Annotated in this window: 14 protein-coding genes; 8 read left to right on the plus strand and 6 right to left on the minus strand. The window is 67.5% G+C overall.

Features of this window, described 5'->3' with window-relative positions:
• Positions 1-13 precede the first annotated feature (13 nt).
• From KF709_07300 to KF709_07325, 6 genes are all read left to right on the plus strand, one after another.
• A complete protein-coding gene (locus KF709_07300; GenBank protein ID MBX3174202.1) occupies positions 14-2,149 on the plus strand; it encodes a M20/M25/M40 family metallo-hydrolase in 2,136 nt (711 codons plus the stop codon).
• Positions 2,150-2,290: 141 nt separating this feature from the next.
• Complete coding sequence (moeB, locus tag KF709_07305; GenBank protein MBX3174203.1) at positions 2,291-3,418, plus strand: molybdopterin-synthase adenylyltransferase MoeB; 1,128 nt, start codon at positions 2,291-2,293, stop codon at positions 3,416-3,418.
• Between the two features lie 3 nt (positions 3,419-3,421).
• Complete coding sequence (locus tag KF709_07310; GenBank protein MBX3174204.1) at positions 3,422-4,306, plus strand: alpha/beta fold hydrolase; 885 nt, start codon at positions 3,422-3,424, stop codon at positions 4,304-4,306.
• 34 nt (positions 4,307-4,340) lie between these two features.
• Complete coding sequence (locus KF709_07315; protein MBX3174205.1) at positions 4,341-4,619, plus strand: oxidative damage protection protein; 279 nt, start codon at positions 4,341-4,343, stop codon at positions 4,617-4,619.
• Positions 4,620-4,679: 60 nt separating this feature from the next.
• Positions 4,680-5,285, plus strand: a complete 606-nt coding sequence (locus KF709_07320; protein ID MBX3174206.1) for a hypothetical protein — start codon at positions 4,680-4,682, stop codon at positions 5,283-5,285.
• A 94-nt stretch (positions 5,286-5,379) separates the two neighbouring features.
• The gene (locus tag KF709_07325) at positions 5,380-5,712 is read left to right on the plus strand and encodes a hypothetical protein (protein ID MBX3174207.1); all 333 of its coding nucleotides are present in this window, start codon (positions 5,380-5,382) and stop codon (positions 5,710-5,712) included.
• Positions 5,713-5,801: 89 nt separating this feature from the next.
• On the opposite strand, the gene KF709_07330 is transcribed toward KF709_07325, so the two are convergent.
• The 3 genes from KF709_07330 to KF709_07340 all read right to left on the minus strand — a co-directional run bounded on the left by KF709_07330 (position 5,802) and on the right by KF709_07340 (position 8,539).
• Positions 5,802-6,008, minus strand: a complete 207-nt coding sequence (locus KF709_07330; protein ID MBX3174208.1) for a cold-shock protein — start codon at positions 6,006-6,008, stop codon at positions 5,802-5,804.
• Positions 6,009-6,488: 480 nt separating this feature from the next.
• Positions 6,489-6,992 carry a nuclear transport factor 2 family protein gene (locus KF709_07335; GenBank protein ID MBX3174209.1) on the minus strand — a complete coding sequence of 168 codons (504 nt, stop codon included), beginning with the start codon at positions 6,990-6,992 and terminating at the stop codon, positions 6,489-6,491.
• A 23-nt stretch (positions 6,993-7,015) separates the two neighbouring features.
• Positions 7,016-8,539 (minus strand): fumarate hydratase, encoded by a 1,524-nt coding sequence (locus tag KF709_07340; protein ID MBX3174210.1) that lies wholly within the window; start codon positions 8,537-8,539, stop codon positions 7,016-7,018.
• 147 nt (positions 8,540-8,686) lie between these two features.
• Here KF709_07340 and KF709_07345 point away from each other — a divergent pair, with 147 nt between their 5' ends.
• Both KF709_07345 and KF709_07350 read left to right on the plus strand, forming a co-directional pair.
• Complete coding sequence (locus KF709_07345) at positions 8,687-9,901, plus strand: PepSY domain-containing protein (GenBank protein ID MBX3174211.1); 1,215 nt, start codon at positions 8,687-8,689, stop codon at positions 9,899-9,901.
• A gap of 42 nt (positions 9,902-9,943) precedes the next feature.
• Positions 9,944-10,453 (plus strand): hypothetical protein, encoded by a 510-nt coding sequence (locus KF709_07350; protein MBX3174212.1) that lies wholly within the window; start codon positions 9,944-9,946, stop codon positions 10,451-10,453.
• Here the strand turns inward: KF709_07350 and KF709_07355 are convergent.
• The 3 genes from KF709_07355 to KF709_07365 are packed head-to-tail and all read right to left on the minus strand — an operon-like array spanning position 10,450 to position 12,662.
• On the minus strand, positions 10,450-11,430 hold the full coding sequence (locus KF709_07355; GenBank protein ID MBX3174213.1) for an HD domain-containing protein: 981 nt from the start codon (positions 11,428-11,430) through the stop codon (positions 10,450-10,452). The genes KF709_07350 and KF709_07355 overlap by 4 nt on opposite strands.
• A 5-nt stretch (positions 11,431-11,435) precedes the next feature.
• Positions 11,436-11,657 (minus strand): hypothetical protein, encoded by a 222-nt coding sequence (locus KF709_07360; GenBank protein ID MBX3174214.1) that lies wholly within the window; start codon positions 11,655-11,657, stop codon positions 11,436-11,438.
• Between the two features lie 12 nt (positions 11,658-11,669).
• Positions 11,670-12,662, minus strand: coding sequence for an SPFH/Band 7/PHB domain protein (locus KF709_07365; GenBank protein MBX3174215.1), 993 nt, complete (start codon positions 12,660-12,662; stop codon positions 11,670-11,672).
• Between the last annotated feature and the right edge of the window lie 18 nt (positions 12,663-12,680).

Genomic DNA, 12,680 nt, shown 5'->3' on the forward strand with positions numbered 1-12,680 from the left:
CACTCCAGAGCATATGCCCTCGCAGACATCTTTGGCGTCGCGCCAGGCGCGTCGCCTGCTGGCGCTCGCGTGCGTGCTGTTTCTCGGCGCGACCCCATCGGCGGCGCAGGATCTCAATGGCTACGCGCGCGACCACGCCGCGCGGCAACGCGCCGCTGAGCGCGCCGCGATTGCCAGACCGGACACGGCACGGGCACAGGCCTTGGCGCGCGCGCTCGCCGACCGACCGCACATCGCCGGCACGGCGGCGCAGGCCCGCACGCGTGACCTGGTGATTGCCGCCCTGCGTGAGGCAGGACTGGAGACGGAAGTGCGCGAGTACGAGGTGTGGCTGCCGCACACGGTGCAGTACGGGGTGTGGCGCGTGCATCCGGATCCGCGCGAACTCGACCTACGCGAGGGATCGGTGCCGGAGGATCCGACGACAGTTGCGTATCCCGAGTATCCGACCGTGAACGGCTACAGCGGCACCGGCGACGTGACGGGCGAGGTCGTGTATGTGAACTACGGGCTGATCGAGGACTACGCGCAGCTCGACTCGCTCGGCGTCAGCGTGCGCGGCAAGATTGCGATTGCGCGCTATGGGCGGTCGTTCCGCGGCATCAAGGCGCGCGAGGCTGAACGGCGCGGCGCGCTGGCGCTCCTCATGTATTCGGATCCGGCGGACGACGGCTACGCGCGCGGCGATGTGTACCCCGAGGGCCCGTACCGCAACTCGCGCGGCGTGCAGCGCGGCAGCGTGATGAACGGTGCCGGGGACCCGACCACGCCGGGCTATGCCTCCGTGCGTGGCGCGTTGCGGCAGCCGCTGGAGTCGCTGCCGGTGCCGCGGATTCCCGTACTGCCGCTCTCGTACGGCAACGCGATCGAACTGCTGCGCGACGTGCGCGGTGCCGACATCCCGCAGTCGTGGCAGGGCGGACTCCCGTTCCGCTACCACGCCGGCCCGGGCCCAGTGCGTGCACGTGTGCAGGTCTTCAGCGACTCGGCAACGGCTGCCTACAAGCCGATCTGGAACACCTACGGGATCATCCGGGGCAGCGAGTTCCCGGATGAGATGGTGATCATCGGCGCGCACCGCGATGCCTGGAGTCCCGGGGCGGTGGACAACGTCTCGGGCACCGTGAGCGTGGTGGAAGCCGCGCGCGCCGTCGCCGCGCAGATGCGCGCCGGCTGGCGGCCACGACGCACACTGGTCTTCGCGACCTGGGACGCCGAGGAGTGGGGGCTGGTCGGCAGCACGGAGTACGTGGAGGACGACTCGCTGCGCCTCCTGCGCGGAGCGGTGGCGTATCTCAACCAGGACGTGGCCGCGAGCGGCCCGTCATTCGGCGGCGGTGGTAGTCCGTCGCTGCGCGGCGTTCTGCGTGATGTGGCGCGCAGTGTCGCCGATCCGAGCGGTGATGGATCCGTCTATGAAGTGTGGCGGCGTCGTGCGCGCGTGGCGGACGGGGCCGAGCCGGCGATGGGCGACCCGGGCGGTGGCTCGGACTTCGCCGGCTTCTACAACCACCTCGGGATCCCGCACAGCGACTGGGGCTTTGGTGGCGGCAACGGCATCTACCACTCGAACTACGACTCCTGGACGTTCATGGAGCGCTTCGGCGATCCCGGGTATCGCTACCACGCGACGGCCGCGCGCATCGGCACAGCGATGATGATGCGGCTCGCCAACGCCGACGTCCTGCCCTACGACTACGTGGAGTTCGCGCAGACGATGCGCCGCTACCTCGCGCCGCTCGAGCGTGGGCTCGCGGCGCGCGGATGGTCGGCCACGCCGGCGCCACTCGCGGCGGCGATCGATCGCATGGAAACGGCGGCGCGCGGCTTCGCGTCGGCACGTGATGCCGCGTTGCAGACCACGCTGCCGCGCGCGCAACAAGTGGCCACCAACGCCGCGCTGCGCGACGTCGAGCGCGCGCTCACGCGACCGGAGGGCTTGCGTTCGCGCGCGTGGTATAGGAATCTCATATACGCGTCAGATGTCGATAACGGCTACGGCACGATGGTTTTCCCTTCGCTGAACGAGGCGCTGCGGTATGGCAGCGCGGAAAGTTTTGCGGCGGAGTTGCAGGATCTCGTCACGCGTTTCGATGCGGCGACGGCGGCAGTCGAACGTGCCACGCGAGCGCTGCGCGGCGGGCGGTAGCGGCACAGGCGGTTGTTCCCTTCGCGACGCTTGGCGCGTCCGAAGGGAAGATGCGGGGGTGGTTCCGGGACCACTCCCGCAGGAACGAAGGGGCAACGCGACGACAGGACCGCGTTGCCCCTTCGCCTATATTCCGCGCGTATGACCGAAGCCTTCGACCCAGGGCGCTACGCGCGCCACCTCTCGCTTCCGCAGGTCGGCGCGGATGGGCAGCGTCGGCTGCACGAGGCCTCGGTACTCATCATTGGGTTGGGCGGACTGGGGTCGCCGGCGGCGTTGTATCTCGCAGCCACCGGTGTCGGTCGCCTTGGACTGGTCGACCACGATCGCGTGGCCGTGCACAACCTCCAGCGCCAGATCCTGCACGGCACGCCCGAGATCGGCACGGCGAAGACCGCCTCGGCGCGCGCGCGGCTGGAGGCGCTCAACCCGGACGTGCGCCTCGACACCTGGGAGCTCGCGTTGACGCGCGACAACGCCCGTGGCATCGTCGCCGACTACGACGTCGTGATCGACGGCACGGATGTGTTCAGTACGCGCTACTTGGTGAACGACGCCTGCGTGCTGGAGGGCAAGCCGTTGGTGCACGCGAGCGTGCACCGGTTCGAGGGCCAGCTCTCCGTCTTCCACCACGGCGACGGACCCTGCTACCGCTGTCTGCATCCGGAGCCGCCGCCGCCGGGCTCGGTGCCGAGCTGCGCGGAGGGCGGCGTGCTCGGTGTGGTGCCCGGCATTCTGGGGACGCTGCAAGCCGCCGAGGCCATCAAGCTCATTCTCGGGATCGGCACGCCTGCGGGCGGACGTCTGATTGTGCTCGACGCGCTCTCGTTGCGTATGCGCGAGGTCGCCGTCGCACGCGATCCAAACTGTCCGTGGTGCGCGAGGCGCAGCCAGCGTGAGTTGCTGGCCGACTACGCCGCCTTCTGCGGGGAAACGCCGCCGCTACCGGCAGACGCACGCACGATCGCGCCACGAGACTTGGCGCCTCGCCTGCTGAGCGGCGAGATATTGGTGCTCGATGTCCGCGAGGAGTGGGAGCTTCAGGTGGTGTCGATAGTCGGCGCCCAACACCTGCCGATGGGGCTCGTGCCCGCACAGCAGGCGCTGCTGCCGCGCGACCGTCCCATCGCCGTGCTCTGCCATCACGGAACCCGCAGCGCGATGGTCGCCGACTACCTGCGCTCCGCCGGGCACAGGCAGGTGCTCAATGTGAGCGGCGGCATCGATCGCTGGAGTGTTGAGGTGGATCCGGCCCTGCCGCGGTACTAGGCCGTGTCCGCCGCGCTGCTCTGGACCGTGGCGGTGGTGGTGGGCATTTGGGCGCAGCGGACGTGGCGTGCCCGTCGGCGGGAGGCGCGCTTTCGGCGTCGATTCCCCGCCGGACCCGACGGCATCGTCCTGGGCGCCGAGCCGCGGACCTACGAGGCGGCAGGACGCGGCGCCCTTCTCCTTGTCCACGGCTACAACGACTCGCCGCGCTCGCTCGAGCGGATCGCGCAGGCACTGCATGCCGTCGGCTGGACGGTGCGCCTGCCGCTCCTGCCCGGACACGGCCGCTCGCTCGAGGCCTGGGACGATTGGACGGCGGACCAGGCCATCGCTTTGTTGCGCGAAGAGTACGAGGCGCTTCGGCGGAGCCACGGCGTGGTGGTGGTGGGCGGGCTCTCGATGGGTGGAGCCCTGGCTACGTGGTTGGCCGCCGAGGCGGAGCCGGATGCCGTACTGCTGTTTGCGCCGATGCTCTTTGTGCCGCGTCCGATGCAGCTTGCGGTGAGCACCGCGCGGATCTGGAGCCTCGTGACGAAATACCTCGCGGGCGGTGGCGGTCGCTCCATCCGCGACCCGGAGGCCAGAGACACCCAGATCTCCTACGGCTGCTCTACCCGTCGTTCGCTGGAGGCCGTCGAGCGGATTGCGCGAGGGACGGTGGTGCGGCTGGGATTCGTACACGCGCCCGTGTTGTTCCTGCAGTCCGAGGAGGACAATCGCCTGCCGGCCGACCAGAGTCGACACGCCTTGGCGCGCCTGGGATCGGCGGACCGGACCGCCGTCTGGACAACGGGGGCGGGCCACGTGCTCACGGTGGACTACGGGTGGCAGGCGCTCGCCGAGCGCGTGGCGCAGTGGCTCACGGCGCGGTTCCCTGCGCTCGATTAGACTTCGGCAGAATCACTTGCCGTCAGGACGGAGAATGGCCGAGATCACCTGCAAGCGTTGTGGCGCCACCAAGCCTGGATTCGAGCGGGCCCCGTTCCCGGGCGCCATCGGCGCGCGCATCGTCGAGGGCAGCTGCCCGGACTGCTGGCAGCAATGGCTGAAGCAGCAGACGATGCTGATCAACCACTACGGGCTCAACGTGATGGATCCCCAGGCGCGGCAGTTCCTGACGCGCAATATGGAGGCCTTCCTGTTCCGTACCGGCGAGGCGGATGCCGTGGACACGTCCAAGCAGGGCACGATCTCGCACTGAGGCCGTTCCGGCCCGCGCCGGCGATTGACTATAGTAGCGATATGCTACTTATTTGATGGGATGTCTGCGCCGCGCCTAGCCCTCGTCTGCTGTTCCGTCGATGATGACGGCCTGTGCGTGTTGATGCGTGACGCGGGGTCCCAGCTGTCGTTTCCACAGTCGGCGCTGGCAACGAGTGGGGCGGTGGAGCCGCTCGCCGATGTACTGGCGAAGTCCAGCTGTGGACGCCGCCCCGCCTGGCGGGCCCAGGCCGGTGGGCTGCTGGCGCCCGCCGTGACCCTCGTCGTGGCGGCTGTAGTGCCGAGCGGGACGCCGGCGGCGGAGGGCTACCGCTGGATCCGCGCCGCGCGCGTGCCGGCGGCGGCCGGAGCGGCACTTCGGCTGGCGCTTGGCGTGCTGCGCGACCGACTCGACCAGGATCCCGTCGCGTTCCGCCTGCTCCCCGCGGCCTTCGCCCTCAGTGACCTGCAGCGCGTCTATGAGCTGCTGCTTGAGCGCCGGATCCACAAGGCGAGTTTCCGCCGCGCGCTGCTCGCGGCACATTTGGTGGAGCCGACGGACGAATGGCGCAGCGAGGGCCGCGGGCGTCCGGCCCAGCTGTTCCGGTATCATCCGCGGCGCCGTCGCCCCGGCCAGCGACCCGTTCGTTTCGAACTCCTGCACTGATCGGGTAACGCCTGCAACAGAACAGTGACACGTCGCGGCCTTGCCACTGGAACTGTTTAGTTGCAAAGTGTACTTAACGGCAAAAGGAGGTTCCATGCTCGGCTACCTCGATGCCCTGATTGCGGCGCTGACGCTGCGGGACAGTACGGAGGCCGATCGCCTGCTTGGCCATCCGCTGGCTCGGCTGCTCCCGGAGGACGTGCGCGCCGAGGCGCAGGCGTTCGCGCTGGGCGCATCCGACGCCTTGGCGGCACCGCTGCGCACGATGCGGCTGCGGCACCAAACGTCCCAGTTGCTCAGGGACCAGTCGCTGGCGGACCAGCCACTGGCCGACCAGCCTGACGCCCGGCCGTCGGTTCACGCCGAACCGCCCAGCCTTCGTCGGGGCGCGCGGCCACAGCAGATGGAGCTGCCGCTGTCCGCCTGAGACGGGCGGGTCCAGCCGCGTCTGCGGAGAAAAAGAAAGCGCCCCCGCTCACACTCGAGCGGGGGCGCTTTCGCTTGGCCTTCCTCTGTTCAGACCTTGGTGACGTTCGCGGCCTGTGGACCCTTCTGGCCGTCGACAATCTCGAATTCGACCTTGTCGCCTTCCACCAGGGACTTGAATCCGGACGCCTGGATGGCGCTGAAGTGGACAAACACGTCCGGGCCACCCTCACGCTGGATAAAGCCGAAGCCTTTGGCGTCGTTGAACCACTTTACGGTACCGCTGATGCGAGCCATGTGGTGCGAACTCCTTCAGGTGGGAGAGAGCCGTCAGGCGGCGCCGGCGATGTACCGGGCAAAGCGACCACAGGAGGCGCACTTTAGGGTGACGTGCGACCTTGGCGGAGGTGGCGCCATCCGCGGCTCGCGCGTAATGGAGCCCGAACAGGACGGGCAGCTGAGCGGATCGCCGTTCCGATCGCTCGCGATAAGGTGGAGGGCCTGCGCGGGGTTGTACGAGTTCGGTCGTGGCTTCCGCATTCGGTCTCCGGCTGAGTGCAGTGTGAGGGGTGGACTCCGCCACCCCATTCCATTAGCACTAAAACTAATGCACTGAGCCGTAAATCAAAGGCATTACACGAGTTGGACGTAACGCGACGGTCAAATTCCGCAAGACGTCAAGTACTCAGCCGTCTAAATCGTTGCAACAGAACAGTTTCGCGACAACTGGCCGAAGCCAATTGTCGCGAAACTAAGACCACGATTGAGTCAGGCGGACTAGTCCTTCGCGGGCGCTTCCGGGCAGCCTTCCCGCTGCCTCGTGTCTGCGACACTAAGGATTCGCCAGCTGCCGGATTCGCGCGCGAGCACGAAGGCGTCGACTCCGCAGTGCGAAAAGCGATCGCCGACGAAGAACCAGTACTTCACCCAAATGGTGGCAAGGCCACCATCCACGTGCACCACGGGATCGCCGAGGCGCTCATCGAGCAGCAGGCCAGGCTGCGCGCGCGCGACGCCGCCGATCCAGTTGTCGATGGCCGTGCGTTGCACGCCGTTGGGGCCGACGGACTGAAGGGCCGCGCCGTCCGCGAACGCCGCGCGCATGGCCGCGGTGTCACGGGCGCGCATGGCGTCGAAGAGCGTCGTGACGACGCGGTACGCATCGCTGTGCTCGGACGACTGCGCAGACAACGCGCGGGGCGAACCACCGACGGCCGCGTTAAGTGTGACGACGAGCGCGGCTGCGGCAATGCGGGCCCAACGGTTCGTGCGACGCTTCATTCGATCTCCGGCGGTTGATGGATTCAGCCCGACACTACGGGCAACGCGCGAATTCGTTCCTGCCACTCCTTCGGCCCGCTCTCGTGGACGTTATGGCCCGCGGCGTCGACGGCCACCGTCACCGGCATCTCCTCCACGTCGAACTCGTAGATGGCTTCCATTCCCAGGTCCTCAAACGCGACCACGCGCGAGGACCGGATGGCCTTCGACACGAGATACGCCGCGCCACCCACGGCCATCAGGTACGCCGCCTTGTGTTTGCGAATCGCCTCGAGCCCCGCGGGGCCGCGCTCCGCCTTGCCGACCATTGCGATCAGGCCCGTCTGGGCCAACATCATCTCCGTGAACTTGTCCATCCGGGTGGCCGTCGTCGGACCTGCGGGCCCGACGGCCTCGTCGCGCACGGGGTCCACCGGCCCGACGTAGTAGATCACACGGTTCGTGAAGTCCACGCCTGGTGGCAGGGACTGGCCAGAGGCAAACAAGTCTGCGATCCGCTTGTGCGCGGCGTCGCGCCCCGTGAGCAGCTTTCCATTCAGGAGCAGGCGATCGCCAGCCTTCCAGGACGCCACGACCTCCGGCGTAAGCGAATCCAGGTCCACGCGCTTGGCGTTCACGTCCGGCATCCACGTGACATTGGGCCAGTCGGCGAGGCTCGGCACGGACAACTTCGCGGATCCGCTACCATCCAGATGGAAGTGCGCGTGGCGGGTTGCCGCGCAGTTGGGGATCATCGCGATGGGTTTCGACGCCGCGTGCGTCGGATAGTCGAAGATCTTCACGTCCAGCACGGTGGAGAGCCCGCCGAGTCCCTGCGCACCGATGCCGAGGGCGTTCACCCTGTCGTGCAACTCGATGCGCATTTCCTCGAGCTTGTTCTGCGGGCCGCGCGCCTTGAGCTGCGCCATGTCGATCGGCTCCATCAACGATTCCTTGGCCATCAGCATGGCCTTCTCCGCCGAGCCGCCGATCCCGATGCCCAGCATGCCCGGCGGGCACCAGCCGGCGCCCATCGTCGGGACGGTCTTGAGCACCCAGTCCACGATGGAGTCGCTGGGATTGAGCATCGCGAACTTGCTCTTGTTCTCTGAGCCGCCGCCCTTCGCCGCGAGCTTCACCTCGACGTGGTCGCCCGGCACAAGCTCGTAATGCACGACGGCCGGCGTGTTGTCACGGGTGTTCTTCCGGCCGAACGCGGGATCGGCAACGATGCTGGCGCGCAGCGTGTTGTCCGGGTTCAGGTATGCGCGCCGCACGCCTTCGTTGACCATCTCCTGCACGGACATCGTGGCATCCCATCGCACGTTCATACCGACCTTGAGGAAGACGACGACAATGCCCGTGTCCTGGCAGATCGGTCGATGGCCCTCGGCGCACATCCGCGAGTTCGTGAGGATCTGCGCGATGGCGTCCTTGGCCGCCGGCCCTTGCTCGAGCTCGTAGGCGTCGGCCAACGCACGGATGTAATCCAGTGGGTGGTAGTACGAGATGTGCTGGAGCGCGTCGGAAATCGACGTGATGAAGTCGTCTTGGCGGATGGTCGTCATATGCGGAATCTACAACCACCCTGCAGCCCTCTCCCGAATCCCTAGCGAACAAATCGGAATTGAGATAGAATGCCGGAACACTAGTTGAGACTCGTTCTCATTTTTGATGGACAGAGACTGTCAATGATTCGTAAATCGTTGTTTTGGATGCACTTAGCTATCGGATTGGCGGCTGGAATCCTCATCCCGCTGATGAGCGCCACCGGTGTCCTTCTTGGATTCGAGCGCCAGATGATTGCCTGGATCGACGGGACGCCGTCCGTAGTTCCCACCGAGGCCGCGCCGATGTCGCTCGACGATCTCCTCGCTGCGGCTGGTCTTGAGCGAGCATCCGTCGCGTCGGTGGTGGTGCGCGCAAACGTGACGGCGCCATACACCATTCGCCTGCGCGAACGCGGTGCGGCGGCCGTACTTCTCGATCCGCATCGTGGCGGTCGTGTTGACGCCAACGCCGATGAGCGCGGGCGCGCCTTCTTCGCCGCACTGCGTCGATGGCATCGATGGGTGGGTGCGGAAGCGCAGGGGCTTCGCGCGAAGATGAAGGTCGTGAACGGCAGCGCGAACCTAGTCTTCCTCGCCTTGGTGCTGTCGGGCCTCTACCTCTGGTGGCCTCGGCGCTGGACACGCGCGCGACTGCGTGCGACTGCGCTCCCACAATGGCATCGCGCCGGCAAGGTGAGGGACTTCAACTGGCACAACAGCCTCGGGTTCTGGTTCGCCATCCCGCTCGCGCTCGTGATTGCCAGCGGCGTGTTCATCTCGTTCCGCTGGCCGGGCCAGGTGTTGGATCTGGCGTTGGGCTCTGCCCGCGAGCGCGCGGAGGCAGCTGCGGCGCTACGCGGCACGACGGTTGCGGCGCGAGGCGGGGCCGAGGCGAGTGTCGCGCAGGCGTCGCAGGAGCGCGGTTCAATCGCAGGCACGACCACGTCGCAGGCAGCGCCGGTCGGGGCACGAGCGCCGCTCGAGCGATACCTCGAGACGGCGCGCCACGCGCACCCGGCGTGGTCACAGCTCACCCTGACCCTGCCCGAGGGGAACGGCGCGGTTCGTGTCGCGGTTGCCGAAGGCAACACGTACCGGCCGGATCTGCGGTGGACGCTCGAGTTGGATCAAGCGTCGGCCACACTGCAGCGCAGCAGCGGCTACACCGATCTCAGTACAGCGCGGAAGATCCGCGCCTGGGTGCGCTTCGGCCACACGGGTGAGGTCTTCGGCATTTTCGGCCAGCTGCTCGCGACCATTGCGAGCGCGGTTGGTGTGCTGCTTGTGTGGACGGGCTATACGCTGGCTTGGCGGCGCTGGCGCTCGTGGCGCCAACGCCGCCGCCGCGGACCTGTGATGCACGGGGCGGTCGCTGGGTAGCACGGGGGTCCAGCAAGCCACTCCCTCGAATCACCAACGCGCATGCCAGCTCCAACGATCAGCGACCGGACGCTCCGCCTCTGGTCGCCATTGCTTCGCGGCGGCCTGACGCTCGCGGTCGTGGACTTCCTCTGGGCAGAAGTACTTGGATGGGCGTACGGTGCGGCGCCGCTGTCGGCCTTTCGCGGCGTCGCCGCGGTGGTTACCGCCCCGACCTGGATGCCCGAGCTGCAGCCGACGCTCGCCCTCGGCCTGCTGGCGCACGTGGCCGTCGCATTCACTTGGGCGGCGCTCTACCTCTTGCTGCAGCGCAACAGCCGTTGGCTGCACACTCTCAGCTCCACCCGCCGCGGACAGCTTGCCATTGCGGCCGTCTACGGCCCGCTGATCTGGGTGGTGATGTCGCGCGTGGTGATCCCGACCATGACGGGCCGCGCCGCAGCCCTGAGCATTCGCTGGGCTGTGCAGCTGGCGGGGCACGTCTTCTTCGTGGGGCTACCCGTGGTACTCGGCGTGGGAAGACCACCGCTGTCCGACGCGACCAGGCGCTAGTCCCAGCGGTGCGCGCGCCGCCACACGCGACGCTCAAGCCGCCAGCTGCGCTTGGCCGAGAACTCCTGCTCGGCGTTGGGGAACAGCTCGCCATCCACGACCGCTTCGGTGAAATCATTGCCCTTGGCCGAGGTGTTGTCGGCGAAGTGCAGGATTTCCGCCTCGAGCGTCATCGGCCGCACCGCGGCGCCGAACTCGGGGATGCCGTGGTGTGACTGGATGAAATGGTGGAGCTCGAGCCGTTGCTCCTCACTCAGGCGGTGATGCGCGGGCAGCGCCGCGAGTCGCTCGTCGAGCATCAGGGAGCCGAGCACGATGTGCCCGAGCAGCTGTCCGGCGCGTGTGAACTCGAAGCCGCTGAGCGCCACGTCGTAGGCCTGCACCTTGCCGATGTCGTGCAGCATCGCGCCGGCGGTGACGAGCGGAACATCGCCGCCCATCGTGCGCACGGACGCCCGCGCGATCTCAGCCACCTCGCAGGTGTGTTGTAGCAGGCCGCCGATGACGGCGTGGTGCCCGCGCGTCGCGCCGGGCGTTCTCGCGAAGGCCTCGCGAAACGTGTCATCAGCGAAGAAGCAGTCCACGGCGCGTCGCAGGCGCTCGGGCATTTCAGCGCGCCACGCGTCGATGCGCGCCCACGACTCCAGTGCGGGTTGCGTGGCGCGTGGAAGGAACTGGTCAAGGTCAGCGCCGCCGGACGGCACGACGCGAGGCGGCGCCGAGAGCTTGAGCTGGCGGCGGCCCTGGTACTCCTCCACGATCCCGATGACCTGCACGACCTGCCCGGGCTGCACACCCTCGATCTGCGGCACCATCTCCTTCCACACGTTGGCGCCGAGCGTGCCTGTCGCGTTCCCCAACTTCAAGACGATGTATGGATCGCCGGCCTTGGTGGTGCGGTCATCGCGTTCGCGCACGAGCAGCTCGTGCTGCACGCGCTCACCGACGCCAAGCCGTGGAATGTCGAGTGCCGGCACCCTCGCTAACTCTCGAACACGATGTCGCCGTCATTGGCGATGCCAATCTCGCTCTCGTACTCGCAGACGCCACAGGTCTTCTTGGCAATCCACGTGGCGCCCAGTTCGTCGCGAATGCCGTCTGGAGCCGCCTTCACCGAGAGTTTGCGGTACGAGTATTCCTTGCAGTGCGAGCAGGCGTGGCCCTTCGCAATCCGCTCCGCCCGGTCCTTTGAGAGTTCGGTCACGTTCACGCGAGACTAGGGGGTCGAACTGCCACCGGATCCGCCGGTGGCCTTGAGCAACTCACGGATGCCGCCAACCGCGCCAAGGATTCCCTTGGCTTCCGAGGGCAGGAAAATCGTCGAACCCTTGCCCTGCGCCAGGGAAGGCAGTGCCTCGAGATACTTGAGGCCGAGCAAATAGGTCGCGGCGTCGCCCTCGGGCAACGCGGCCGCGATACGCCGTACGGCTTCCGCCTCCGCGTCCGCCATGGCGAGCCGTGCTTCGGCCAGGCCCTGCGCGCGCAGGATCGCCGCCTCCTTCTCGCCCTCGGCCTTCCGCACCTGTGCCTCGCGTTGGCCTTCGGCCTCGAGCACCGCGGCACGCTTGGACGCCTCGGCGTTGGTGACGGCGGCGCGACGCTCGCGCTCCGCGCGCATCTGCAGTTCCATCGACTGCTGGATGTCGCTGGGCGGCTCGATGCTTTGCAGCTCGACGCGCGTGACGTCCACGCCCCAGCCGATCGAGGCCTCCTCGATCACCTCGCGCATCTTCTTGTTGATCATGTCGCGCGAGGCCAGCGTCTGGTCGAGTTCGATCTCGCCGACGATGTTGCGCAGCGTGGTGCGCGTCAGCGTCTCCAGCGCATAGGGCAGGTTCTGCACCGCGTAGGTCGCCTTCTGCGGGTCGGCGATGCGGTAGTAGAGCACGGCATCGATGTCGATCGTCACGTTGTCCTTCGTGATGACCGGCTGCGACGGGAAGTTGAGCACCTGCTCGCGGAGGTCGATGCGCGAGGTGGTGGCGGCCGTGATGCGCTTGAGGCCCGTGACGTCGCTCTCGAAGAAGCGGACGTCGATGGCCTTCGGGCGCTCGACGAATGGGATCAGGACGTTCAGGCCCGAGCGGGCGAGGCGGTTGAAGCGACCGAAGCGTTCGACGACCAACACCTCGGCCTGGCCCACGATGCGGAGGGACTTCGCCAACACGCCGACGATACCGAGGACTACGACACCGATGACGACTTCCATTAGAGGCCTCCGGGGGAT

The organism is Gemmatimonadaceae bacterium (assembly GCA_019637445.1).
In the GTDB taxonomy this organism is placed as follows: domain Bacteria; phylum Gemmatimonadota; class Gemmatimonadetes; order Gemmatimonadales; family Gemmatimonadaceae; genus Pseudogemmatithrix.